The sequence below is a fragment of the Falsiroseomonas sp. HW251 genome, assembly GCF_050563545.1.
Classification (GTDB): domain Bacteria; phylum Pseudomonadota; class Alphaproteobacteria; order Acetobacterales; family Acetobacteraceae; genus Falsiroseomonas.
On record NZ_JBNXUM010000025.1, the window covers coordinates 54,853 to 79,230 of the forward strand.

At 72.9% G+C, this 24,378-nt stretch carries 23 protein-coding genes; 10 read left to right on the top strand and 13 right to left on the bottom strand.

The annotated features are described in order from the left end of the window. Positions 1-92: 92 nt before the first annotated feature. The 7 genes from ACLF3M_RS25465 to ACLF3M_RS25495 all read right to left on the bottom strand — a co-directional run bounded on the left by ACLF3M_RS25465 (position 93) and on the right by ACLF3M_RS25495 (position 9,405). The gene (locus ACLF3M_RS25465; RefSeq protein ID WP_430659798.1) at positions 93-2,666 is read right to left on the bottom strand and encodes an ATP-binding protein; all 2,574 of its coding nucleotides are present in this window, start codon (positions 2,664-2,666) and stop codon (positions 93-95) included. After that, a complete protein-coding gene (locus tag ACLF3M_RS25470) occupies positions 2,663-3,430 on the bottom strand; it encodes a response regulator (RefSeq protein WP_430659799.1) in 768 nt (255 codons plus the stop codon). Before ACLF3M_RS25470 ends, ACLF3M_RS25465 begins: the two co-directional genes overlap by 4 nt. Before the next feature lie 73 nt (positions 3,431-3,503). Then, entirely contained in the window at positions 3,504-4,538 is a 1,035-nt protein-coding gene (cheB, locus tag ACLF3M_RS25475; RefSeq protein WP_430659800.1) for a chemotaxis-specific protein-glutamate methyltransferase CheB, read from the bottom strand. After that, entirely contained in the window at positions 4,535-5,719 is a 1,185-nt protein-coding gene (locus ACLF3M_RS25480) for a chemotaxis protein CheW (protein ID WP_430659801.1), read from the bottom strand. Before ACLF3M_RS25480 ends, cheB begins: the two co-directional genes overlap by 4 nt. After that, positions 5,716-6,525, bottom strand: coding sequence for a CheR family methyltransferase (locus ACLF3M_RS25485; RefSeq protein ID WP_430659836.1), 810 nt, complete (start codon positions 6,523-6,525; stop codon positions 5,716-5,718). The genes ACLF3M_RS25480 and ACLF3M_RS25485 overlap by 4 nt, the downstream gene beginning before the upstream one ends. Positions 6,526-6,601: 76 nt before the next feature. Beyond that, a complete protein-coding gene (locus ACLF3M_RS25490) occupies positions 6,602-7,780 on the bottom strand; it encodes a PP2C family protein-serine/threonine phosphatase (protein WP_430659802.1) in 1,179 nt (392 codons plus the stop codon). Beyond that, positions 7,777-9,405, bottom strand: coding sequence for a methyl-accepting chemotaxis protein (locus ACLF3M_RS25495; RefSeq protein WP_430659803.1), 1,629 nt, complete (start codon positions 9,403-9,405; stop codon positions 7,777-7,779). Before ACLF3M_RS25495 ends, ACLF3M_RS25490 begins: the two co-directional genes overlap by 4 nt. 183 nt (positions 9,406-9,588) lie before the next feature. On the opposite strand from ACLF3M_RS25495, the gene ACLF3M_RS25500 reads away from it, so the two are divergent. Genes ACLF3M_RS25500 through ACLF3M_RS25510 form a run of 3 tightly spaced genes read left to right on the top strand, consistent with a single transcriptional unit; the run spans position 9,589 to position 11,133 of the window. Then, positions 9,589-10,296 (top strand): RraA family protein, encoded by a 708-nt coding sequence (locus ACLF3M_RS25500; protein ID WP_430659804.1) that lies wholly within the window; start codon positions 9,589-9,591, stop codon positions 10,294-10,296. Further along, positions 10,293-10,685 (top strand): hypothetical protein, encoded by a 393-nt coding sequence (locus ACLF3M_RS25505; protein ID WP_430659805.1) that lies wholly within the window; start codon positions 10,293-10,295, stop codon positions 10,683-10,685. Before ACLF3M_RS25500 ends, ACLF3M_RS25505 begins: the two co-directional genes overlap by 4 nt. Before the next feature lie 7 nt (positions 10,686-10,692). Beyond that, positions 10,693-11,133 carry an acyl-CoA thioesterase gene (locus ACLF3M_RS25510; protein ID WP_430659806.1) on the top strand — a complete coding sequence of 147 codons (441 nt, stop codon included), beginning with the start codon at positions 10,693-10,695 and terminating at the stop codon, positions 11,131-11,133. On the opposite strand, the gene ACLF3M_RS25515 is transcribed toward ACLF3M_RS25510, so the two are convergent. From ACLF3M_RS25515 to ACLF3M_RS25530, 4 genes are read right to left on the bottom strand one after another with little or no spacing between them, the layout of a single operon-like run. After that, positions 11,130-12,005, bottom strand: a complete 876-nt coding sequence (locus ACLF3M_RS25515) for a DMT family transporter (RefSeq protein WP_430659807.1) — start codon at positions 12,003-12,005, stop codon at positions 11,130-11,132. The genes ACLF3M_RS25510 and ACLF3M_RS25515 overlap by 4 nt on opposite strands. Before the next feature lie 25 nt (positions 12,006-12,030). After that, positions 12,031-12,522: a GlcG/HbpS family heme-binding protein gene (locus ACLF3M_RS25520; RefSeq protein ID WP_430659808.1), complete on the bottom strand. Its 492-nt coding sequence runs from the start codon at positions 12,520-12,522 to the stop codon at positions 12,031-12,033. A 34-nt stretch (positions 12,523-12,556) separates the two neighbouring features. Further along, positions 12,557-14,170: an amidohydrolase gene (locus ACLF3M_RS25525; RefSeq protein WP_430659809.1), complete on the bottom strand. Its 1,614-nt coding sequence runs from the start codon at positions 14,168-14,170 to the stop codon at positions 12,557-12,559. Next, positions 14,167-15,483, bottom strand: a complete 1,317-nt coding sequence (locus ACLF3M_RS25530) for an NAD(P)/FAD-dependent oxidoreductase (protein ID WP_430659810.1) — start codon at positions 15,481-15,483, stop codon at positions 14,167-14,169. Before ACLF3M_RS25530 ends, ACLF3M_RS25525 begins: the two co-directional genes overlap by 4 nt. A gap of 87 nt (positions 15,484-15,570) precedes the next feature. On the opposite strand from ACLF3M_RS25530, the gene ACLF3M_RS25535 reads away from it, so the two are divergent. Genes ACLF3M_RS25535 through ACLF3M_RS25560 form a run of 6 tightly spaced genes read left to right on the top strand, consistent with a single transcriptional unit; the run spans position 15,571 to position 21,122 of the window. Then, the gene (locus tag ACLF3M_RS25535; protein WP_430659811.1) at positions 15,571-16,680 is read left to right on the top strand and encodes an extracellular solute-binding protein; all 1,110 of its coding nucleotides are present in this window, start codon (positions 15,571-15,573) and stop codon (positions 16,678-16,680) included. A 5-nt stretch (positions 16,681-16,685) separates the two neighbouring features. Continuing rightward, entirely contained in the window at positions 16,686-17,633 is a 948-nt protein-coding gene (locus ACLF3M_RS25540; protein ID WP_430659812.1) for a 2-hydroxyacid dehydrogenase, read from the top strand. After that, positions 17,634-18,404 (top strand): class II aldolase/adducin family protein, encoded by a 771-nt coding sequence (locus ACLF3M_RS25545; RefSeq protein WP_430659813.1) that lies wholly within the window; start codon positions 17,634-17,636, stop codon positions 18,402-18,404. Further along, the gene (locus ACLF3M_RS25550; RefSeq protein WP_430659814.1) at positions 18,401-19,501 is read left to right on the top strand and encodes an ABC transporter ATP-binding protein; all 1,101 of its coding nucleotides are present in this window, start codon (positions 18,401-18,403) and stop codon (positions 19,499-19,501) included. The genes ACLF3M_RS25545 and ACLF3M_RS25550 overlap by 4 nt, the downstream gene beginning before the upstream one ends. Further along, on the top strand, positions 19,501-20,334 hold the full coding sequence (locus tag ACLF3M_RS25555; RefSeq protein WP_430659815.1) for an ABC transporter permease: 834 nt from the start codon (positions 19,501-19,503) through the stop codon (positions 20,332-20,334). Before ACLF3M_RS25550 ends, ACLF3M_RS25555 begins: the two co-directional genes overlap by 1 nt. After that, a complete protein-coding gene (locus ACLF3M_RS25560; protein WP_430659816.1) occupies positions 20,334-21,122 on the top strand; it encodes an ABC transporter permease in 789 nt (262 codons plus the stop codon). The genes ACLF3M_RS25555 and ACLF3M_RS25560 overlap by 1 nt, the downstream gene beginning before the upstream one ends. Here ACLF3M_RS25560 and ACLF3M_RS25565 read toward each other — a convergent pair. After that, positions 21,067-21,657: a GNAT family N-acetyltransferase gene (locus tag ACLF3M_RS25565; protein ID WP_430659817.1), complete on the bottom strand. Its 591-nt coding sequence runs from the start codon at positions 21,655-21,657 to the stop codon at positions 21,067-21,069. The two genes, ACLF3M_RS25560 and ACLF3M_RS25565, sit on opposite strands and share 56 nt — an antisense overlap. 83 nt (positions 21,658-21,740) lie before the next feature. Here ACLF3M_RS25565 and ACLF3M_RS25570 point away from each other — a divergent pair, with 83 nt between their 5' ends. Next, positions 21,741-22,751, top strand: a complete 1,011-nt coding sequence (locus ACLF3M_RS25570) for a dimethylarginine dimethylaminohydrolase family protein (protein WP_430659818.1) — start codon at positions 21,741-21,743, stop codon at positions 22,749-22,751. A gap of 32 nt (positions 22,752-22,783) precedes the next feature. On the opposite strand, the gene ACLF3M_RS25575 is transcribed toward ACLF3M_RS25570, so the two are convergent. Then, positions 22,784-24,373, bottom strand: coding sequence for an ABC transporter substrate-binding protein (locus ACLF3M_RS25575; protein WP_430659819.1), 1,590 nt, complete (start codon positions 24,371-24,373; stop codon positions 22,784-22,786). Between the last annotated feature and the right edge of the window lie 5 nt (positions 24,374-24,378).

The following is a 24,378-nucleotide window of genomic DNA, read 5'->3' on the forward strand; positions in this document are numbered from 1 at the left end:
CGATGGCGGGGTTGGTAGCCAAGGCCCCGGCCCCCGTCCAGGGCCGCGGGCCGGGTGTTACGTCTCCAGTTGCTGCGGCCCCCTGCCGGGCGTCACAGCCCCGCGGGCGCCAGGCCGTCGGGCTCCAGCACGACCACGGGCTCGCCATTGCCCAGCACGCCGACGCCGCCGACCGCGGGCAGGGCGGCCAGCGACGGATGGATCGGGCGCAGCAGCAGGTCGGTCCGCCGCTGCACGCGGTCCACCCGCAGGCCGAAGGGCCGGCCGTTCGACTTCAGCAGCACCGTCGCGCCTCCGGAGGGCCCGAGGCCGCCCGGCAGACCCAGAACCTCCGACAGCGCCACCACCTCGCAGCCCGCGGCCTGGCCGGCTTCCAGCACCGCCTCCACCCGCGCGGCCGGCAGCGCATAGGGGTGGCCCGAGGATTCCACCAGCAGCACGGGCTGCACCGCGGCCGTCAGCGGCAGGCGCAGCGTGAAGGCGGTGCCGGCGCCGGGCTGGCTCGCGACCTCCAGCGTGCCGCCAGCCCGGCGCACCGCGTCCTGCACCACGTCCAGGCCCACGCCGCGGCCCGAGGTCTCGGTGATCGTCTCGGCGGTCGAGAAGCCCGGGCGGAAGAGCAGGGCGAAGACCTCCTCCTCACTCAGCCGGCCGGCCAGGCCCACCGGCACGAGCCCGCGTTCCACCGCGCGCTTCAGCACGCGCTCCCGGTCGATCCCCCGCCCGTCATCGGCGACGCGCACCACGACCTGGCCGGTGCGCCGCGCGGCGGAGATCCGCAAGCTCGCGCGCGGCGGCTTGCCCGCGGCCAGGCGATCGGCCGGCGGCTCCACGCCATGGTCCACGGCGTTGCGGACGAGGTGCAGCAGCGGGTCGGCCAGCAGCTCCACCAGGCTGCGATCGATCGTGACTTCCTCGCCCTCGACCGTCAGCTCGATCTCCTTGCCCGTGGATTGCGCGAGCGCGCGCACCAGGCGGGGCAGGCGGCCGAGTAGCCCGCCGACGGCCACGACGCGCATCTCCATCACGGCGTCGTCGAGCCGCCGCATACCGACGGCCAGCCGCCCCTCCGCGCGCTCCAGCGCCTCCTGCACGGTGCGCAGGCGGTTGATGGCGTTGCCGAGCTCCCGCGCCGGTCCCATGGGCAGCCGGCGATGGAGGGATTCCAGTGCCGTCAGCGCCTCCGCCCCGCCGCCCTCGTCCAGCGCTTCCGCGAGCGCGAGCGCGGCGGCGCGCACCTCTGCCTCGAGGTTGATGATGCGGTCCACCGTGTCCTGGCGGACGCGCAGCGTGACCGGGGCGGAACTCGACCGCGCGGGCTCGGCCGGCGCGTCGGGGGCGGCGGCGATCGAGGCGAATTCCTGCACCGCGACGCGGCCGGGATCGGCGGCTTCCAGCGCGCGCAGCAGCGGCGCGGGGTCGGGCGGGCCGGCCAGCAGCATGTCGAGCTGCGGCGGGTTGCGCTCCAGCAGGGTGCGGCTGGTCAGCGGCTCGCCTTCCGCGGCCAGCGCGGCGGCCAGCGCGGCCTCGAGATCTGGGTCGAGCCCGGTGGCGAGGCGCAGCCGGTACAGCACGCGGCCGGATTCCAGCGCGGCGATGACGCGCCTGCGCGCCTCCGCGCCGAGCTGGTCCACGAAGGCGGCGGGGATGCGCGGATCCACCGCCTCGGCCGCGGGCTCGACGCCGCTGCGGAGCGCGATCGCGCCGCCCTCCGCCGCGCTGCGCAGGCGCTCCGCGATATGCGGGCCCTGCGCGGCGAAGAGCGCGGCGGCATCGGGATCGCCGACCCGCGCGGCGAGGTCGGCGACGAGCCAGAGCGAGGCCTCCATCGCGTCGCGGCCGAAGGCGGAGGCGATGTCTGCGGCCTCGGTCGCGGCGGCAAACAGCGGCGCGGGATCGGCGCCGGCCAGCACCGTCTCCACCAGCACGGCGACGGCCGCCAGCGCGGGGCCAAGCGTCGCGGCTTCGCGCTCCGGCGGGCCGGCGCAGGCGACGGCGCCGGCGGGGCGGCCCGCCTCGCCCTCCAGCAGCAGCAGCATCCGCCGCAGCCGGCCGAGTGGCGCCAGGCCGCCGGGGGAGGCGACGGCGTCGAGCGCATCGGCCAGGCGTTCGAGCCCGATGGCGCGCGCCTCGGCCGACAGCGTCGCCGCGGTGGCGAGGGTGGAAGGACCGGGCACCGCCAGCACCGGCACGGCGAGCGCGATGCGCTGCGCGAGCGCGGCCAGCGGCCGGCCGGGCGGGGCCGCCTCCGCGCCGGGGGCAGGGGTGCCGACGGCCGGCGTGGCCGGCACCTCTCCCGCGATCAGCGCGGCGAGGCGGTCCAGCAGCTCGCCCGGCGCGGGGCTGTCGCGCTGCGCATCCAGCATCGCCGCGCGCTGCGCCCGCAGCACGTCCACGGACGCCAGCAGCGCATCGGCCACGGCGCCGTCCACGATCACCTTGCTGTTGCGCGCCAGGCCCAGGAGGTCCTCCGCGCGGTGCGCGACAGTCTTCATGCCGCGGGCGCCGAGCGCGTCCGACATGCCCTTCAGCGAATGGAAGGCGCGGAACAGGCGGTCCACCGCGGGTCGGTCGGCGGCGCCGACGGTCAGCACGCGCTCGATCGCGTCGAGGTGTTCCTCGGACTCGGCGGCGAATTCCTGCCAGAGCGCGGCGTCGTCGATCATGCGCCCACCTGTTCCGGCAGGCCGGCCGCGCGGCGCGCGGCGCGGCGGAGCGTCGCCCCCTGGCGCTCCCGCAGGTCGGGGCTGAGCGCGCCCGAGGGCTTGGCGACGATGCCCGCCGCGCCGAGCCGCCGCGCCTCGACCGCGGTCGCGCTGCCCGGCGTGACGGCGGAGGAGACGACGACAACGGCGCCGACGCCGCGCAGCGTCCAGTGGCGCAGCACGCCGATGCCGTCGAGCTCCGGCATCTCGATGTCGAGCAGGATGAGGTCGGGGCGGAGTGCCGCGATCGCCGCCAGCCCGGCGCGGCCGTCGGCGGCCTCGCCCACCAGCTCGAAGGCGGGGTCGGCGCCGATGATCTCCCTCACCAGGCGGCGCATCATCGGGCTGTCGTCCACGACGAGCACGCGGCGGCGCGGGCCGTCAGGGGCGGGCGTCGGCGCTGCCGCCGCCGGCGGAGAAGCCTCCGGCGCCGCCGGCGCGGCGGGCGGGTCGAGATCGCCGCCGACCTCGCCGATCGCGCGCGCTTGGGCCGCCAGCGCCGCGGCGGCGTTGCGCAGCGCCGGCAGGTCGAGCGGATCGAGCGCGAGGGCGGCGGCGTCGAGCATGCCGCGCAGGCTCCGCGCCTCCATGGCCTCCGCCATGGCGCGGAGCTGGCCGATCGCGCGGGTCGCGGCGCCGGCGTCGTCGGCGGCGGCGAGGCGCGCGGCCGCCGCCTCGAACTCCGGCACGAAGGCCTCCAGCATGTCGCGGTCGAAGGCGGTCATGCCGACATGCCCGTCGGGCGCCGGCCGGGCCGGCCACCTGACAAGCGCAAGGCGGCGGCGATCCCCCGAGGCGTCACTGCGGCTTCTCCGTCGCGAGCCGCGCGATGCGGCGGCCCATGGCAGCGGGGTCGTGGGTCTCGGCGGCCAGGCCGGCCTCGATCAGCGCGCCGGGCATCCCCGCGACGACGCAGCTTTCCGGCGACTGCGCCAGCACCGGCATCCCGCGTTCCGTCATCGCCTGCGCGCCGAGCTCGCCGTCGCGCCCCATCCCCGTCATGACAACGCCGAGCGCGCGGCGCGCCGCGGTGGCGGCGGAGCGGAACAGCAGGTCCACCGAGGGCTGCACCGGCGTGGCGGAGACGCGCAGACGCAGCGCGAGCCCCGGCGCATCGGCCCGCCGCGCGACCTGGCCGTCGCAGCCGCCGGGGATCAGCACGACCTCGCCCGGCAGTAGGACCTGCCCGGCCTCCCCCACCACGACCGGCACGCTGCCAAGCCGCGCGAGGTGCGCCGCGAGGTCGGGAGCCAGGTCTGCCGGCATGTGCTGGGCGATCACGCAGGGCACCGGCAGCGGGCCGGCCGCGGCCAGCAGCAGCGCCAGCGCATCGGGCCCGCCGGTGGATGCGCCGATCACGACGAGGTCGCAGCCGCCGCCGACATTCGCCGCGCGCACCGGTGCCGGCGTTATCGCGATCGGACGCCGCGCGCTGCGCTGCCCCGCCCAGTGGCGCAGCCGCAGGCGCAGCTCCTTGTCGAGCATGCCGAGGTCCACGCCGCCGATGTCGCTGTCCTTGCAGACATAGTCCACCGCGCCGCGTTCCAGCGCGGCCAGCGCCGTGGCGGAGCCGTCGCGCGTGTGGTGGCTCACGACCAGCACGGCCGGCGGGTCGGGCAGCGCCATGATGCGCCGCGTCGCCTCGATCCCGTCGAGGCGCGGCATCTCGATGTCCATGGCGACCACGTCGGGGCGCAGTCGCGCGGCCTGCTCGATCGCGGCCTCGCCGTCGGCGGCCTCGCCGACCACCCGCAGGTCGCCCTCGGCCTCGATGATGCGGCGCATCGCGAGCCGCATGAAGGTGCTGTCATCCACGACCAGGACGCGAATCATGGTCCCGCCCCCGCCAGCGCGGCGGCGCGGCAGACCGGGACGACCTGCTCGCCGAGCGTTGCCATCGCCGCCACCATGCCCTCCCCGGCCGCGGCCGTGATCAGGCGCTCGGGGATGCTGCGCAGGCCCGTGACCTGACTGACCGCCAGCGCGACCGGGCGGGCGCCGGCAAGCCGCAGCATCGGCGCCTCGCTCCCCGGCCCCTGCAGCACGGGCCGCAATCCGAGGCGCTCGCCGCCATCGAGCACCGGCAGCACCTCGCCGCGATGGGCGACCACGCCACGCACGACGATTCCCCCCGGCATCGACCCTGCACCGCGCGCGCGGTCGGGCGCCGGGCTCGGCGACAGCGGCGCGATGGCGGCGACGACGTCCTCGACCCGCAGGGCGAAGGGCTGGCCCGCGGCCTCGCAGAGCAGAAGGGCGCGCATCGGCTCGGCGGGCGGCGGCGGCGCGGTTGTGCCGAGCGGCGCGGCGCCGAGTTCCGGCAGCAGGGCCTGGACGCGCTCAACGAAGCCCGACCCGTCCTCCGTTGTCGGCACAAGCTGCGCGCAAGGCAGGCCGAGCCGGCGGCCGGCATGGCGGAAGACCGCGAGCTGGATCGGCGCCTGGCCCGTCGCCTCTCCCTCCATCAGGCGGGCGGGGTCGAGCACCAGCAGCGGCCCGCCCGGCGCGGAAGCCAGCCCGAGGGCGGCGCCGCCCACGCCCGGCGTGCGGCGCAGCGGCGGCATGGCGAGCACGGTCTCGAGCTCTGACAGCGGCAGCGCCAGGCTGAGCCCGCCGAGCCGGGCCATCAGCGCGGCCGGCAGGCTGCGCGCGGCCCGCGCTGCGTGGGGCGCCGCGGCGCCTTCGTCGGGCAGGGCGCGCGGGGCGGGGCGGCTGCCGAGGGCGGCGAGCGGCAGCGGGCCCGCCTCGGCCGGCAGATCCTCGATCAGCGCCTCTCCCGCGATGACGAGGCGCCCGGCCGTGCTGTCCAGCAGCACCCAGGCCGCGCCGTGGCCCAGCCCGGGCGCGGCGGCGAGCACCGGCACCGCGATGCCGTCCAGCAGCGCGACGCCGAGCACGCCATCGGCGGCCAGCGGCAGCGGGCGGAGCGGGCCAGGGAGGATGGCGCGCGCCCCCTCGGGCAGGGCGAAGGCTCGCCCGCCGGCGAGCAGGGCGCGGGGCGGGGCGTCGCTCATTCCCCGCCCTCCTTCCGCCAGATGCCGGCGGCCTCGGGCCCGAACGGCACCAGGCCGAGGCCGGGCGGGGGCGCATCCGTCGGGCCGAGCAGCAGCGCGCCCCCCGGCCTCAGCGCGGCGACGAGTTGCAGCAGCACCGCGATCCGCGCCGGCGCCGTGAGGTAGATCAGGACATTGCGGCACAGGATCGCATCCGCGCGCGCCCGGCTGGGCAGGGGGTCGAGCAGGTTGGCGCGCCTGAATCCGACATGCGGACGCAACGCCTCCACTGGCCGGAAGGCGCCATCCTGCATTGCCAGCATCGCCAGGTCGCGGGACGGCACCTCGCGCAGCGCGTCGGGCGGGCCGCGGCGGTAGGTCGCCTCGGCCGCCGCGTCCAGCGCGGGGCGGCAGAGATCGAGGCCGAGCACCCGCCACTGCGTCGCGCCGGCGCGGGCGGCCAAAATCGCGAGCGTCCAGGCCTCCTCGCCCGTCGCGCAGCCCGCCGAGACCAGGCGGAGCGGCCGGCCGCGCGCGCCAGCGATGAGACCGCCGAGCGGGCCGGCGCGGAAGGCCTCGATCTGGTCGGCGCCGCGGAACATCCGCGTCTCCTGCACCGTGACGGCGTCCACCAGCGCCGCCCAGTGCGGGTCGTCGAGATGCGGCTCCCGTGCCACGGCGGCCGCGGCCTGGCGGGCGGCGCGGCGCAGGCGGCTGACTAGCACCTCGTTCGGCGCGAAGCCGGCCAGGCGTTCCAGCCCCGCCAGGGCGGTCACGGTGACCGCGTCCAGGGGGGGATCGGCCTCGGCGCGGGCCGCGATCGGCACGGTCAAGGCCGCGGGCGCCGGAACGCGCGCCGCGGCGCGGCGTCGGTCGGCCCGGCGGTCGCGGGGCGCGCCATGCTCAATGCCCGAAGCGGAGAGCGAGCGCGGTGATGTCGTCGGCCTGCGCGGCGCCGTCGGCAAAGCTGGCCACGGCGCGCAGCACCTCCCCCACGACCTGCTCCGGCGCGGTGCCCGCGCCCCCGAGAGCGGCCAGCAGCCTGTCCTTGCCGAAGAAGCCGCCCTGGCCGTTCTCGGCCTCGGTCACGCCGTCGGAGAAGACGAAAAGCGCCTCCCCCGGCGCGAGCACGAAGGGGTCGGAGCGGAAGGGAATGCCCTCGATCGTGCCGAGCGGCGGCTGGCGCCCGAACGGGCCGAGCAGCCGCGGGCCGCCGGCGCCCAGCACATAGGGCGCGTCGTGGCCCGCGACGGTGATGCGGCCCTCGCCGGTCTCGGCGTCGATGATGCCGAGCACGGCGGTGACGAAGGTCTGTGCGTCGTTCTCCGCGGCGAGGTCGTCGTTGGCCAGCGCCAGGATGTCGCCGGGATCGGGCATGTGGCCGGCGGCGGCAATGTTCTTCGCCGCCGCGCGCATCAGGCCGAAGCTGCGCGCCATGGTCAGCCCCGCCGAGGCGCCCTTGCCCGAGACATCGGCCACCGTGAACAGCATGCGCCTGGGATCGAGCCGCAGGCAGTCATAGAGGTCGCCGCCGACCTGCCGCGCCGGGATCATCGCGGCATGCACGGTGACCTGCCCGCAGGACGCGGCGCCGAAGTCGCGCGGCACGAGCGACAGCTGCGCGGTGCGCGCGGACTCCAGCTCCGCTTCGAGCGCATGCAGCCGCGCATCAGCGAGGTCGCGCAGCCGCTTCTTCTCCAGGATCGCGCCGAGGCGCGCGCGCAGCAGCGGCGGGTCGAAGGATTTCGGCAGGTAGTCCTCGGCGCCGAGCTCGATGCAGCGGACGATCTTCTCCATCTCGGTGAGCGCCGAGATCACGATGACGGGCGGCGCGGCGCCGCGGGTCGCGTGCAGCTGTTCCAGCACGCCGATGCCGTCGAGGTTCGGCATCTCGAGGTCGAGCAGCACCACGTCGAAGCGCCCGCGCTCCAGCGCGGCCAGGCCCTGCAGCCCGTCCTCCGTCATGGTGACGTTCGTATAGCCGAGCTCGCCGAGGCGCTTCTTCAGCACCAGGCGGTTGAAGGAACTGTCGTCCACGACGAGGATCGCGACATCCTCGTCCGGCACCATCGCATCGGTCACGCGCGGCCCCTGCCTTCGGCCATCTCCTCGACGGTGCTGCGGGTCTCGGCGGCCAGCCGGGAGAGATCGATCATGGTGACGGTGATTTCCTCGGCGGCGGTGGCGTTTGACTGGGCTATGCGCGAGAGGGTGCTGACGCGCTCGCTGACCGAGCCGACGGTGGCCTGCTGCTGTTCCATGGCGACGGCAATGGCGCCGGCGAGGCGCGCGCTGTCGGTCACGATCTTCTCGAGCTCGTCCATGGCGTAGCCCACTGCGGCCGCGGTGCCGCTGCCTTCCCGCGTGCGGCGGCCGGCGACGTGGACGACGTCGGCGATCTCCTGCGCCAGCGTCTCGGCATTCGCGGCCAGCGCGCGGACTTCCTCGGCGACCACGCCGAGGCCACGGCCGTATTCGCCGGCGCGCGCGGCCTCGATCGCGGCGTTGATGGCGAGGATGTTGGTCTGGGTCGCGACCTTGGAGATCGTGCCGGCGATGCGGGTGACGCGTTCGGTGTCCTCGGCGACGGCGTCCACCAGCTCGATCAGCGCGTGCAGCTTGACCAGGTTCTCCGCCAGAAGGGCCTTGGCGTTGTCGGCGCGGTCGCTGCTTTCCTGGGTGGAGCGCACGACGTCGCGCACGCCATGCGCGGTCTGGCCGAGCGCATCCTCGACCTGGCGGAGCTCCGCGAGCTGGGTCATGGCGCCGTCGGAGACCTGGCCGATGGCATGCGAGGCCTGGGTGGTGGCGACCGCGGTGCGGCGGGCATTCTCGGCCGCCGTCTCGGCGAGCGCGCGGCTGGCCAGGAGGTTCTCCCGGAACACCACGACGGCGCGCGCCATGTCGCCGACCTGGTCGGCGCGCGCGGCTTCCGGGACGGGCGTCTCCACGTTGCCGCGGGCGATGTTCTCCATCGCGCTGGCGAGCCGGGTGATGGGTTGGGTTAACAGACGGGAGAGCATGATCCAGACCAGCGCGCAGCCGCACATGCCGGCCACGCCGGCAATGAGGATCACGTTCTGCGCCTGCGATTCCAGGGCATGGGCCTCCGCCAGCGAGGCGTCGGAGCGGCGCTTCACCTCGGCCCGGGCGGCGGCGGCGACGCGCTGGAAGGTGTTGGCGAAATCGGCCCATTCCTCGTGCAGGAGGCCGAAGCTCGCGGTCTGACGCTGGGTAAAGGCGGTGCGGACCTGGCCGGTGAATTCCGGCAGGCGGCGGGCCATGTCGGCGCCGCCCGCGACCAGGATGGGGTCGAGTTCCCGCGCCAGCATGGCCTGCAGCCGCCCGAAGGAGGCGACGAGCATGTCGCCGTTGGTCACCAGGCGCTGCGCCGCGACGTTGGGCTGCATGCTGCCGGCGATCACGGCGGCGAAGGTCGAGGAGAAGTCGGTGATATGGGCGGAGAGGTCGTCCACCGCAGCATCCGCCGCGCGGTCGCGTTGGCCAACCTGCTCCACGATGCCGACCTGGCGGGAGACGATGCCGAGCGCGACGCTGGCCAGCCCGAGCACGACGGCCAGCATCAGCACCGAGATCAGCCCCGCGCGCGCGTCGATCCGGCCGAGCCAGGCGCTGAGGCGCTGGACCGCGGGCGAGGGATGCCCGGCCGCCGTCGGGCGCGACCTTGTGGGCAGGCTGTCAGGCATCATGCACTCCCTGCGGGGGAGCGCGGCGCCTCATTGGGGGGCGTCACTGTGCGCGGCGTCCATTCCTGTCGCGCAAGGCTACCGTTCCTGGCTTATTCCGCCAAGCGCGACATAGCGGCCTGCCCGGTTTGACCGGAGGCGGTCGGGGATCGATGCTGCCGGGACAGAGATGAGGAGGGGCGCATGGCAGAGCATCCGTTCACCGGCGAGGACCTGGAAAGGCTCCGCCAATGGGACACGCCGACCATCTGCAACGCGCTCGAGCTGGTCGCGCCGCAGCGGCGCGGGCATGGCTTCACCATCCGCCCCATGGTTTGCGCCAATCCCAGCCTGCCGCCGGTCTGCGGCCTGGCGCGCACGGGGACTATCCGCGCCGCCGCGCCGTCCGGCCGGCCGAAGGAACAGGACAAGGCGATCCGGCTGGGCTGGTACGACTATGTCGCAAAATCTTCACTTCCTACGGTCGTGGTGCTGCAGGACCTCGATGACACGCCGGGCGTCGGCGCCTGGTGGGGCGAGGTGCATTCGGCCGTGCACAAGGCGCTTGGCGCGCAGGGCGTGGTGACCAACGGCTCGATCCGCGACCTGGACATGCTCGCGCCGGGCTTCCAGCTGATCGCCGGGGTGGTGAACCCGAGCCACGCCTATGTCCACATGGTGGGCTACGGGCAGGAGGTCTCGGTGCACGGCATGCACGTGACGCATGAGGACGTGATCCATGCCGACCGCCACGGCGCCGTGGTGATCCCGCATGACGTGGTGCGGCTGATCCCGGCGGCGATCGAGCTCGGCGCGCGGCGGGAGAAGGTGATCCTCGACATCTGCCGCGACCCCGAATTCAGCGTGGCGAAGCTGAAGGACGCGATCGCGAAGGCGGACGAGATCCATTGAGGGCGGCACTTGCCGGGTTGCTGCTGATCGCGACGCCGGTGGCGGCGCAGCAGCAGGGTCCGCCCTGGTGGGACCATCTGCGCGACCTGATGCCGGCGCTGCGGGCGTGCCTTGCGGACCGGCCGGGCGCAATGGTCGTGGAATCCTGGTTCATGAACCATGGGCTGGCGCTGGCGCGGGTGCGACTGCCCGACGGGACGCGCCAGGATTGCGTGGCGGATCTCGGCACCGGCGCCGTGGAGCGGCGCGATCCCGTGCCGGCGGACAGCCGCTTGCCCGGCGAGGGGCTGCGCGCCTTCATGCTGGAACGCCGCTGCGTGGACGCGATCCGGGTGGACGCGCCGGACGGGCGGGAGCTCGGCTGGCTGGCCTATCCCGCCTGCGGATGAGACTGGCGTGACGCGTGAGTTCATCGGCCGGGTCAAGCCGGAGTGGGTCGATCACTACGGCCACATGAACCTGGCCTACTACCTCGTCGCCTTCGACATGGCGACGGATGTGCTCTGGCCGCGCATCGCGCTGGGGGAGGGTCTGCGCGCGCGAGGCCTTGGCACCTTCGCGGTCGAATCCTGGCAGGCCTATCGGCGTGAGGTGCTGCTGGACGCGCCGCTGACGGCGGAGAGCGCGGTGCTGGCCTTCGACGCGAAGCGGCTGCTGGTGCGCCACCGGCTGTATCACGCCGAGGAGGGCTGGCTGAGCGCGGAGAACGAGGTGCTGTTCCTCTGCGTGGACCTGACGACGCGGCGCGTCGCGGCCTGGCCGGAGGAGGCGATGGCGGCCTTCGCGGCGGCGCGGGTGGACGAAGCGCCGCAGCGCCTGGCGCTGAAGCGCGCCTAACCCCTGTTCACGATCCAGATCCCGGCGCCGACCAGCACGACAGACGCCGCGATCGGCGCCGTCAGCGGCTCGCCCAGCACGATCGCGCCGAAGACCGCGGCGAAGACCGGCGTCAGGAAGAGGAAGGGCGCGAGCGCCGAGGCCTTGTGTCGCGCCACCAGCCAGAACCAGGCGGCATAGGACGCGAAGGCCAGCACCACGCCCTGGAAGGCGAGCGAGGCCAGCACCACCGGCGTCGGAGCGAAGATGCCGCGCTCGCCGAGCGCGAAGCCCAGCGGCACCAGCACCAGCGCCGTGCCGATCTGGTAGAGCAGCGTGCGCTCCGGCGCGATGCGGGCGAGCGCGCTGGCCTTGATGACGACAGTCGTCAGCCCCCAGCAGATCCCGGCGAAGAGCGCGAGCAGGTCGCCCGCGAGACTTCCGTCGGATGGCGCGCCAAGCCGGTCGGCAAAGGCGACCAGCAGCCCCGCGAAGGCAAGCGCCAGCCCCGCCACCTTGCGCCTGGTCAGCCTATCGTCCGGCAGCAGCAGGTGCAGCCCGATCACCGTCCAGAAGGGCGATGTGAAGAGCAGCACCGTGCTGCGCGCCGCCGTGGTGCGGCCGAGCGCCTCGTAGAGTGACCAGAACTCCGCGGCGAAGAGCGCGCCGGCGAACAGCCCGGGCCAGAAGGTGCCGTCGCGCCGCCAGGCCGCGACCCCGCGCAGCCGGCACCAGAGCAGCAGCAGCGGCACCGCGATGGCGGAGCGGAGCCCGACCTGCACGATGGGCGAGATGCCATCCAGCCCGAGCTTCACCGCGATCTGCCCGGCGCCCCAGCCCGCGCAGAGCAGGATCATGAGCGCGGCGGCGGAAGCGGGCAGCGCGCCGTTCACGCGCCCCGCCCGGTGGAAGCGAGACTCAGTTCAGTCGGTCCCGGATGCGCGCGATGCCGGCATTGGCGCATTCCTCGTCGACCAGGCCGGAGGGCGCACCGCCGACGCCGATGGCGCCCACGACATCCTCGCCCGCGCGGATCGGCACGCCGCCGGCCAACGGCACGACGCCCGGCAGGAAGGGCAGGGTCGAGGCCGCCGGGTTCTCCCGCACGGCGGTCTGCGCGCCCGAGGTCGGGACGCGCAGCGTGGCCGAGGTGAAGGCCTTGGCGCGGCTGCCATCGACGGTGTGCGGCCCCGCGCCGTCGGCCCGCACCAGCGCCTTGACCTGGCCGCTGCGGTCCACGACGGCGGCGGCGACGCGGAAGTTGCGCTCCGCGCAGGCGGCGACGGCGGCCTGCGCGGCCTCGACGGCGAGCGCCGCCGAGATGCTGCGTTCGGTGACGAGGCCCTGGGCCTGCGAGGCCGCAGGGACAAGGCCCGCGACGAAGACGGCGATCAGAAGACGGCTTTTCATTCGGCGTTTCCTTCCCGTGATGGGCGCGGCCAGCTTACAGGCGGTGGCGGATCGCGCCACCCACCACGGTCGCGACGACCTGCGTGCCGGCGATCGCGGCCGCGTCGCCGTCCAGCACGTCGCGGTCGAGCACGATCAGGTCGGCGAGCTTGCCGGGTTCGAGCGAGCCCTTCTCGCGCTCCTCGCGCTGCGCCCAGGCGCCGAGCCAGGTGTAGGCGCGGACGGCCTCGCGCGGCGTGACCGCCTCCGTCGCGTCGAGGTCGGCGCCGGTGGTGGTGCGGCGCGTGACCATCGCGGCGATCGCGGTCCAGGGCGAGACGCGGCAGACCGCGAAGTCGGAATGGCCCGGCGCGGGCACGCCGGCGTCGATCAGGCTGCGATGCGGCCACATCCAGCGCATCGCGGCCTGGCCGCGGTTGGCGGCATAGGCCTCGCCGAGCTCGTCCATGAAGCCGGTGGCGGAGGAATCGACGAAGCCGCCGCGCTTCAACCGGTCCAGGACCGGGGGCGTGACGTAGCAGCAGTGCTCGACGCGCATGCGGTGGTCGGCCACGGGATGGGCGGCGAGCGCGGCTTCCATCACGTCCAGCGCGAAGTCGATGCCGCGGTCGCCCACGCCCTCGATCATCACCTGCAATCCCGCGCGATGCGCGGCGGTGGCGCGCTGCGTCAGGTCGTCCTTGTCGTAGAGCAGCATGCCGGTGTTGGGCACGGGCTCGCCGGGGATCGGCGCGCCGACATAGGGCTGCCAATACGCCGCGGTGCGGCCGGAGGTGGAGCAGTCCGGGCACCATTCGACGCCGATGAGGCGCAGCCATTCATCGCCGAAGCCCGACCGGATGCCGGCCCCGATGAGGTGCGGGATGAGCGGCTCGTCGCGCCCCGAGGCGATGATGCCCATGCGCATGCGCCAGCGCCCGTCGCGGCACATGTCCTGGTAGGCACGGATCGCCTTGGCCGGCGTCAGCGAATTCGCAACGGAGGTGATGCCGGCGGCCAGGCACTGGTCCTGCACCATCTCCATGCCGTCGGCGATGTCGGCCTCGCTGTCCTGGCCGTGCACGGCGTTGAGGAAGACATGGGCCGCGGTCTCCCGCACCAGGCCGGTCAGCGCGCCGTCCACCTTGTCGAAGCGGCCGAAGGGCGGGTCGGGCGTGGTCGCGTCGATGCCGCAGGCCGCGAAGGCCGCGCGGTTCGCGAGGCCGAGATGCCCGTCGGTGCGCAGGATGAAGAGCGGGCGGCCGCCGGACGCGGCGTCGAGTTCGTCGAGCGTGGGATAGCCGCCGGAGGCGCGCTCGTTCAGTCGGTAGAAGGCGGCCCAGCGGCCGGGCGGGAGTTCCGCGCAGCGCTGTTGGATCGTGGACAGCAACTCGTTGCGAGACCGCACGCGGTCCGGCGAGACCAGCGTCCAGGTGCACAGCCGGATGGCGTAGGCATCGGGATGCGCGTGGCTGTCCACGATGCCGGGCAGGACGCGCTTGCCCTCTGCGTGCAGCACGGTGGTGTCGGGCCCGATGAGGTGCTTCACCTCCTCGTCCCGGCCCAGCGCGACGAGGCGCCCGTTCAGCGCGGCGACGGCGCTGCATTCCGTGCCTGCGGCGTCCATCGTCGCGACACGGCCGCCGAGCAGGACGAAGTCGGCGTTCATGCCGCCCTCCGGTCCAGTGCGTCGCGGATGCGGTAATACGTGCCTACCACGGGCAGGAACCACGGATTGCCCGTGTAGGTCGGCCGCGTCGGGAAGGGCAGGCCGTCCAGCGCGAAGCGCTGGTTTGCGGCGCCGGCCATCTTCAGCGCGACATTGTGGCCGAGCCAGGTCGCCATGGCGACGCCGCTGCCCTGGCAGCCCGCGGCGTAGTGCACGCCGTCCTGCACACCGATATGTGGCAACCCATCGAAGGTGAAGGCGACGTAGCCGGTCCAGGCATGCGTGATCGAGACGCCGGCGAGCTCCGGGAAGCATTCGACCATGCGCCGGTGCAGCGTGGGCGCGGACTCCTCCGCCGTCGCCTTGCGGAAGCTCGCGCGGCCACCCCATAGGACGCGACGACCATCCGGTGATGGACGAAAATAGTTCAGCACGCGCCGGCTCTCGCTGATCATGCGCCGCCCGGGAAACAGGCGCTCGATCGTCTCCTCCGGCAGCTCCTCCGTCGCGATGATGTAGGAGTTGAGCGGGACCAGGCGGCGCGCCAGCCACGGGCTCGCCGTGCCGCGAGGATCGAGCGAATAGCCGTTGGTCGCGACCAGCACGGCGTCGGCGACCATCTCGCCCTTGTCGGTCGCGATGCGGAAGCCGCTGCCCGCCGGCGCGATGCCCTGCACGCGCACGCCGTCCACCAGCACCGCGCCGGCGCGCTCCGCTGCAGCGGCCAGGCCGCGGGCGTATTTCCCGGGGTGCAGGCTGCCCGTCGCGGCGGCGGCCATGCCGCCATGGTAGAAGTCGCTGCCGAGGAAATCGCGCTGACGGCTGCGGGGGATCATCTCGGTCGGCAGGCCCGTGACCTCCGCGATCCAGTCGGCCTTGGCGGCCATGGCGTCGTAATGCGCGGGGCTCCACGCGCCGACAAAGCGGCCGCAGCGGACATAGTCGCACTCGATCGCCTCGCGCGCGATCGTCTCCTCGATGAAGGGAAGGGAGGCGGCGGCGGCGAGCGCGATGCGCTGCCCTTCCTCCTTCCCGTAGGTCTTCTCGAGGTCGCCGCCCGCCACCTTCAGCCCGCCCGAGACCATCCCGCCGTTGCGCGACGACGCGCCCCAGCCGATGCGCTCGGCGTCCAGCACAACGGCCTGGTGGCCGAGGCGCCGCAAGGTCAGCGCGGCGGAGAGGCCGGCATAGCCGCCGCCCACGATCGCGACGGCCGCGCGGTCGGGGAGGGGGGTGTCGCGGTCGGGCGGCTCGGCGGCTTCCCACCACCAGGGTTTCGCCTGGAAAGAGGCGCTGAAGGGGTTCTGGGTCATTGCCGCCGCGCGCTTCCCGCGTTTCACTGTCCCGAGGTTCCCGCCGGCGGCGCCCGCGATCAAGGGGACCCAGCAGGGAGACGGGGCATGCAAAGCTTCCAGCAGGATTGCGTCGAACTGGCCTTCCGGAGGTTCCGCCGCGGCGAGGTGAGCCGCCGCACGCTGATGGCGGGCCTCGCCGCCCTCGGCGTGGGCGCGGGCCTATCGCCGAAGGAGGCCGGCGCGCAGGGCCGCCAGCTCGTCATGGTGAACTGGGGCGGCATCGCGAATGACGGCTTCGGCCGCTTCTACGGCGACCCCTTCGCGGCCGAGAATGCGGGCGTGCGCGTGGTGCAGGACAGCACGGGCCCATCCGCCGGGCGCATCCGCTCCATGGTGGAAAGCGGCCGCGTGACCTGGGACCTCTGCGACAGCTCGGCCTCGTCTTCCGTCGTGCTGGGCAAGCAGAACCTGGTCAGCCGGATCGACTACACCATCGTCAACCGGGAGAACGTGATCGCGCCGGGCTTCGCGCTGGAACACGGCGCGGCGCCCTATTCGTTCAGCTCCGTGCTCGCCTATGACAGCAGCAAGTTCCCGAATGGCGGGCCGCAGAACTGGGCGGACTTCTTCGACACGCGCCGCTTCCCCGGCACGCGCCTGCTGCGCCGCGACGCGGTGGCGACGCTCGACGCGGTGCAGATGGCGCTGGGGAAGGATCCGGCGAATCTCTATCCGCTCGACGTCCGGGCGTGCCTGGCGAAGGTGCGGGAGATCCGGCGCAACATGGTGCTCTGGAATTCGGGCAGCGAGTCCGAGCAATTCCTGCGCACCGGCGAGGCCGTGATGGGCCATATCTGGCACACCCGCGCCACCGTCCTGCAGCGCGAGACCAACGGCCGCATCAGGTTCATCTGGAATCAGGGCCTTCTGCAGCCCGGCATCTTCGTCATCCCGCGCGGCAATCAGGGCGGCGAGCTCGCACAGCGGCTGCTGGCTTCCATGCTGGCGAAGCCGGAGCCTCAGGTCGGGCTCCTGCAGTTCCTCGGCAACGGACCGACCAATCCGCGCGCCGCGGCGCAGGTGCCGGCCGAGTTGAAGGAGGTGAACCCGACCGACCCCGCGAACGAGCGCCAGCAGGTCGTGGTGAACGGCGTCTGGTGGGGCGACAACTACCAATCCGTGAACGAGCAGTATCTCGACGCGGTGACGGGCTGAACGTCTTGGCGCGACCGGTCCTGCTGGTGAAGTCCGGCGGCGAGGCCGCGCTGCCGGAATGGCAGCGTCACTTCGCCGAGGCGGGCGCGGCCGTCGAGGTCCGCTGGTGGGACGACCCCGCGGTGGACCCGGCGTCCGTGCGCTATGTCCTGGTCTGGGACCCAGAGCCCGGGCGGCTGTGCCGCCTGCCCGAGCTGCGCGTGATCTTCGGCAGCGGCGCCGGCGTGGACTTCATCACCCGCGACCCCGACCTGCCGCGCCACATCCCGCTGGTCCGCATGGCGACGCCGGGCGCCGCGCAGCGGATGGGCGAATACGTGACCTGGGCCGTGCTGTCGCTGGTCAAGAACGCGCGCCGCATGGCAATCGCCCAGGCCGCCGCGGCTTGGGACTACTTCGAGCTCGAGCCGACAGCGCCGGCCACGACCGTCGGCATCATGGGCCTCGGCCACATGGGCGCGACGGCCGCGCGCATGCTGCGCGCCCTAGGCTTCCGCGTCATCGGATGGTCGCGCACGCGCAAGGAGATCGAAGGCGTGCGCAGCTTCGCCGGCGAGGCCGAGCGCGACGCCTTCCTCGCGGCGGCGCAGGTGCTGGTCTGCCTGCTGCCCGCGACGCCGGAGACGCGCGGCATCCTGTCGAAGCCGCTCTTCGACAGGCTGCGCGACGGCACGGCGCTGGTGAATGTCGGCCGCGGCAGCCAGCAGAAGCTGGACGACATCATCGCCGCACTGGATGCCAGGAAGCTGTCCGCCGCCGTGCTCGACGTCTTCGAGCAGGAGCCGCTGCCCGACGGCCATCCCGCCTGGTCGCATCCGCGCCTGACCGTCACGCCGCATGTCGCGAGCCTGCCGCCGCGCCGCGAGCGCGCTGCCCATGTCGCGCAGCTCATCGCGATGCATGAGCGCGGCGAGGCCCTGCCCAACACCTACGACCACGCCCGGGGCTACTGAATGCCATTGCCGCCGCCTCCTGTCCGGCCCGACCCGAACCATGTTCCGACCGAGCGCGAGCTGCGCGAAGACCTTGCGGCCGCCTATCGTCTGGTCGCGCTGTACGGCATGACCGACCTGGTCTTCACGCATCTGTCTGTCCGAATCCCGGGCGAGGGGCATCGCTTTCTCGTCAATCCCTACGGGCTGCTTTTCGAAGAGATCACGGCGTCCAGCCTGGTCGTCGTGGACGCCGAGGGCGAGCCCGCGCAGCCCACCGCCTGGCCGGTCAACCCAGCGGGGTTCGTCATCCATTCCGCCGTGCATCTCGGCCGCGCGGACGCGCAGTGCGTGATGCACACGCACACCGTGGCGGGGATGGCGGTGGCGGCGCAGCAGGGCGGGCTGCTCCCGCTGAACCAGCTGATGATGGAGTTCGACGGCCGCGTAGCGCTGCACGACTACGAAGGGGTGGCGGACGACGACAATTTGTCGGAGCGCGAGCGGCTGGTGCGCGACCTCGGCGACCGGCCCTGCATGATCCTGCGGCATCACGGGCTGCTGACCGTCGGGCACACCGTGGCCGAGGCCTTCTACTGGATGTGGTACCTTGAGCAGTCCTGCCGCATCCAGCTCGCGGTGCAGTCCGCCGGCGCGCCGGTCGCGATCCCGCCGCAGCCCGTTGTGGATCGCGCGCGGTCGCAATTCGGCACCGGGCCGACCAAGGGCTGGCTGCCCTGGCAGGCGCTGAAGCGGAAGCTGGACCGCGAGCAGCCGGACTACCGGGAATGAGCAGCGCCGCCGGCCATGCCCTGGCGTTGCAGGGCCTGACCAAGCGCTACGGCGCCTTCACCGCGGTGGACGACGTCTCGCTGCGGGTGGAGCGGGGCCAATTTCTGACGCTGCTCGGCCCCTCCGGCAGCGGCAAGACCACGATCCTGATGTGCGTCGCGGGCTTCGTTCAGCCTTCGGCCGGCGCGATCCTGCTGGACGGGCGCGACATCACGGCGCTGCCGCCGGAAAAGCGCGACTTCGGCATGGTGTTCCAGGGCTATGCGCTGTTCCCGCACATGACGGTCGCGGAGAACGTCGCCTTCCCCCTGCGCGTCCGCAAGCTCGGCGCGGCGGAGCGCGAGGCGAAGGTACGCGCCGCGCTGGATCTGGTGCAGCTCGACCGCTTCGCCGACCGCAAGCCCGCGCAGCTCTCGGGCGGGCAGCAGCAGCGCGTCGCACTCGCCCGCGCGCTGGTCTTCGACCCCGCCCTGCTGCTGTTGGACGAGCCGCTCTCGGCGCTCGACAAGAAGCTGCGGGCCGAGCTGCAGGAGGAGCTGCGCGCGCTGCATCGCCGCGTCGGCCGCACCTTCGTCAACGTCACGCATGACCAGGAGGAAGCGCTGTCCATGTCGGACCGCGTCGCCATCCTGAACCACGGCAGGCTCGTGCAGGAAGGCCCGCCCGCCGCGCTGTACGAACGCCCGCGCACGCGCTTCGTCGCGGACTTCCTGGGCAAGTCGAACTTCCTGCAAACCGAGGTGCGGGAGATGGGGTCCAACCGCCTGGTGCTCGCCACCGGCGGCACGCGCCTGGTGCAGGCGCTCGATCCCGCCGCGCCACAGCCCGCGCACAACATGCCGATGCTGCTGTCGCTGCGGCCCGAGAAGATCGCCCTGCTGAACGAGGGCGAGGAGGCCGACAACACGGTGGAGGGCCGGGTGGCGAGCTGGTCCTACCTCGGCGCGGGCTTCGCGCTGGCGGTGGAGACGCGCGACCTCGGCACGCTGCGCGTCACGCTGCCGGCCTGGGGCGCGCCGATCGCGCCGGCGGAGGGGCTCACCGTCCGCCTCGGCTGGAACGCCGCGGCCAGCGTGGCGGTCGAGGAAGACGCGTGATGGGGCGGCAGGGTGGCTGGTGGCTGCTGATCCTGCCGGCCTTCCTGCTGATGACGGCCTTCTACGTCGCGCCTATCGTCCAGGTCCTCGCGATCTCCTTCACCGAGCCCGAGCCCGGGCTGCAGAATTACGAACGGCTGTTCACCAGCGAGTCCGTCCAGCGCGTGATCGCGACGACGCTCAGGATCTGCGTCATTACGACGGTGCTCGCCCTCGCACTGGGCTATGTGCTGGCCTACCGGATCGCGCTGGCCGAGGAGCGCGCGCGGCGCTGGTGGTTCATGGCGGTGCTCGTGCCGCTCTGGATCAGCGTGCTGGTGCGCGCCTTCGCCTGGGTCACGCTGCTGCGCCGCCAGGGCCTGGTGAACGAAGGGCTGCTGGCGGCCGGCGTTATCGAGGAACCGCTGCAGCTCGTCTGGAACGAGTTCGGCATCGTGGTCGGCATGGTGCACTACATGGTGCCGTATGCCGTGCTGCCGATGCTCGCGAGCATGCGGGAGATCGACCCGCGTTTGCTGGCGGCCGCGCGGGGGCTCGGCGCGTCGCGGCTGACGGTCTTCGCGCGGGTCTTCCTGCCGCTGTCACGGCCGGGGCTGATCGCTGCCGCCGTGCTGGTCTTCATCTTCTCGCTCGGCTTCTACATCACGCCGGCGATCCTGGGCGGCGGCAAGACGCTGATGGTGGCGGAGTGGATCGCGCTGCAGATCCACAACCTCGTGCGCTGGGGGCTGGGGACGATGATGGCGACCATGCTGGTCGTCGCGATCCTGCTGACGCTGGTCGTCTTCTCCCGCGTGCTGGATCTGCGCCGCGTCTTCGGGTCGGGCGCCTGATGGAAGGCGTGCATCGCCCTGGCTGGTTCGCGTCCTCGACCGCCGTCGCGGTCGCGATCTATCTGGTGCTGCCGATCACGATCATCCTACCGGTCTCGCTGACCGATCAGCGCTTCCTATCACTGCCGCATGACGCGCTTTCGCTCCGCCACTACGGCACGGTGCTGACCTCCGAGGCCTGGCTCGGCTCCATCGCGCAGAGCTTCTGGATCGCGGTCGCCTCCACCTTCCTTGCCGTCGGCGCGGGGACGCTCTGCGCCATCGGCTGCTGGCGCATCTCCCGCCGCGCGACAGAACTGGTGCGCGCGCTGATGCTGCTGCCGCTGATCATCCCGACCATCGTCTATGCCGTGGGGCTGTTCCGGTATTTCGCGAAGCTCGGGCTGCTCGACAGTTTTGCCGGTGTCGTGCTGGCGCACGGCGTTACCGGCATCCCCTATGTCGTGATCACCGTGTCCACCGCGCTCGCGTCCTTCGATCCGCGGCTGGAGCAGGCGGCGCGGGGGATGGGCGCGTCCCTGGTCCAGACGCTGCGCTGGGTGATCCTGCCGCGCATCGCGCCGGGCATCGCATCGGGGGCGATCTTCGCCTTCATCCATTCCTGGGACGAGTTGGTGATCGTGCTCTTCATCGCCAGCCGCGACGTCTTCACCCTGCCCAAGCGCATGTGGGACGGCATCAACGAGAACCTGGATCCCGCCATGGCGGCGGTCGCGGTCCTGCTGGTCGGCTTCACCCTGGCGCTGCTGCTGGCCGATCTGGCGCTGCGGCGAAGGAGGGCGCCATGACCGGCAGGTCCCGCCCCATGCGGCGCAGTGTGAATTCCATCCGCCCCGCGAGCAGCAGGGCGTGATCCGCGACGGCCCCATAGCCCATGGCGGCATAGGCGGGGACGCAGGGCAGGGCGACCAGCGTCTCTACCCGCGTCGCGCCGGCATGGCGCAGCATCGCCTCGGCCACGCGGATCAGCGCGCGCGCGACGCCACGGCCGTAACAGGGTGGGTCCACATGGACGCTGCGGATGATGCCGGTGCGGCCGTCCTGGTCGGGCAGGGGCTCCCTCAGCAGCGCGGCGTAGGAGGGCTGGCGCATCGTCCAGCCGGCGCCGCCGATGATCCGGCCATGCTCCTCCGCGACGAGATAGGCGCCCTGCGCGATCATCCGTGGGTCCATCGTGCCCATCTCGGCCAGGGCGGCTTCCAGCAGGTCCTCGTCGTAGCAGGGGCCGGCCAGGTCCCGCAGGCTGCGCAGCTGCATCGCCAGCAGCTCCTCCAGGTCATCGGGCCTGGCGGGGCGGATCGGCGGGGGAAATCGGGGCTCCATGCTCCCCTTCGTATCGCAAGCGGATTTCACCCGTGTTTCACGGGTTTCGTTTCGAGTGTTTCGTGTGTTTCAGGAGGACCGCCATGTCACGCGCGATGAGCGAGTTCGACCATCGCTACAACATGCTGATCGAGCGCTTCGCCTCGGTGCCCGAGCCGCCCTTCGAGGCGTCCGACGAACTCACCCGCGTCTGGGGACGCGAATGGGGGTGCAATTCCGACATCGGCCGGCTGCGCGTGGTGCTGATGCACCGCCCGGGCGAGGAGATGCGGGTGGTGGACGACCTGCCCCTGATCCCCGAGCTCGGCGCCTACGGCGATCCCGCGACCGGCGCCTATTGGCGCGGCGAGATTCGCCCGACGCTGGCCGAGCAGCAGGCGCAGCACGACGCACTGGCGAATGCGCTGCGCGAGGAAGGCGTAGAGGTCGTCTACCTCCGTCGCGCCGCGCCGGGGCGCCACAAGTCGCTCTACACCCGCGATTCCTCCTTCGCCGTGAAGGGCGGCGCCATTGTTACCCGCATGGGCCCGAGGATCCGCCGCGGCGAGGAAGCGCCGGTGACGGAGACGCTCGCCGGTATCGGCATGCCGATCCTGCGCACCATCCACGGCACGGGGCTGATGGAAGGCGGCAGCTTCGCCTGGATCCGGCCGGACCTGGCGGTCGTCGGCGTCTCGTCGCGCGTGAACGAGGAAGGCGCGCGCCAGGTCGAGGAAGTGCTGAAGGTCCAGGGCGCGCGCCTGATCCGCGTGCAGATCCCGGGCTACCGCCTTCACATCGACGGCGCCTTCGTGATGATCCACCACGATACCGCCATCGTGAATCCCTCGACGCTGCCCTTCGTCTTCATGGAGGAGCTGAAGCGGGAGGGCATCAGGCTGATCCCGGTGAACCACGAGGACCCGTCCTGGGCCATCAACTGCCTGGCCATCGAGCCGGGCCGCATCCTGATGAGCGACCAGGTCAGCCCGCGCACGCAGGAAGCACTCGACCGCGCCGGCGTGACGGTGCGCCTGGTCGCCTACGACAAGGTCGGCCTGGGCGGCGGCGGGATCCACTGCTCCACCTGTCCTCTGGTGCGCGACATGCTGTGACGTCTGCAGGGGGCTTTGCCCCCCTGCGGCCGTCACCGCTTGGTCACGCCCCAGAAGACCGGGATCGTGGTCGCGCGCAGCCCTTCGACGTTCGTCCGGTGCGCCGCCAGCGTGCGGAACTGGCCGGCGTTGATGTAGGGCAGCACCTCATAGGCGCGGGCGTGCACGCGCTGCAGGATCTCCTGCCGCTTCGCCGCGTCATTCTCCTCCCACCAGGACCGACGCAGGTCTTCCAGCTGCTGGTCGCAGGGCCAGCCCGCGATGCCGCCCTCGCAGGGGCTGGCGAGATAGAGGTTGGTGAGCGGGTTCTGCCCGTCCAGCACGTTGGCGACCGTGACGAACAGGCTCCAGCCACCGGCCTCCACGGGATCGCGCCGGTTGCGGCGCTGGGTGACGGTCGCCCAGTCCATGCTGGGGACATCCATGTTGAGCCCGCCGCGCCGGAAGCTCTCGGCCATCACCAGCGTCGCGGCGTGGTTGATGGGCTGGTCGGCGGCGTCCATGAACAGCACGCGCTGGTTTGCATAGCCCGCCTGGCGCAAAGCGGCACGCGCGGCGTCGAGGTCCACCGTGCGCAGGCCGCGCGCGCCGGCGCTGGATTCCAGCGGCGTGCCGCAGAAGAAGAAGGCGGGGCAGTAGGGCACCTGTTCGCTGGCGCGGATGCCGATGCCCTGCAGCACGTCCTGCTGGTTGATGAGGTGCAGCAGCGCCTGGCGCGCGGCCGGGTTGTCGAAGGGCGGCTGCGTCTGGTTCAGGCGCAGCCAGACCATGAAGCCGACGGGGTTCAGCGCGAAGGTGCGGATGTTGCGGTTGCGCTCGAGCGTCGGGATCAGGTCGGGCGAGGGCTGTTCGATGAAGTCGATCTCGCCGGCCTGCAGCGCGGCCGCGGCCGTCGCGGGATCGGGCATCGAGACCCACTCGATCCGCTCGAGGAGGGGCTGCTTGCCGCCGGCAAGGCCATCCGCGGGCTCGGGTCTCGGGCGATAGGCGGCGTTGCGCGTGTAGACCGCGCGCTCGCCGGCGCGCCACTGGCTTGCCTGGAAGACGAAGGGCCCGCTGCCCGTCGCATCGGTGATCGCGGTCGCGGCCGGCGTGCGCGCGATGCGCTCCGGCATCACGAACAGCGCGCTCGCGGTCGGGCGGGACAGCGCCTCCGTCACCAGCGCGAAGGGGCGGGAGAGCTGGATGGTGAAGGTCTTCTCGTCCACCACCTGCATGCTCGCGGTCGAGGCCGCCAGCGCGCGCCCCACCACGTCGCGCTGCGCCCAGCGCTGGATGGAGGCGACGGCATCGGCCGCGCGCACGGGCTGGCCGTCGTGGAAAGCCAGGCCATCGCGCAGCGTGAAGCGGTGCGACAGGCCGTCGGCGCTGACCTCGTGCCGGTCCACCATCTGCGGCCGCGCGGCGCCCTGGCTGTCCAGCGCGAAGAGCTGGTCGTAGACCATGAAGCCGTGGTTGCGCACGAAGGCCGCGGTGGACTGCACGGGATCGAGGCTGGCGAGGTCATTGATCAGCACGATCCGCAGTGCGCCCGGCGCCTGCGCCGCAACCGGCGGCGCCGCCGTCCCGATCGCCAGCGCCGCCGCGGCGGCCAGCGTCATCCATCGCCTGCCCAAGCTCATGGCAA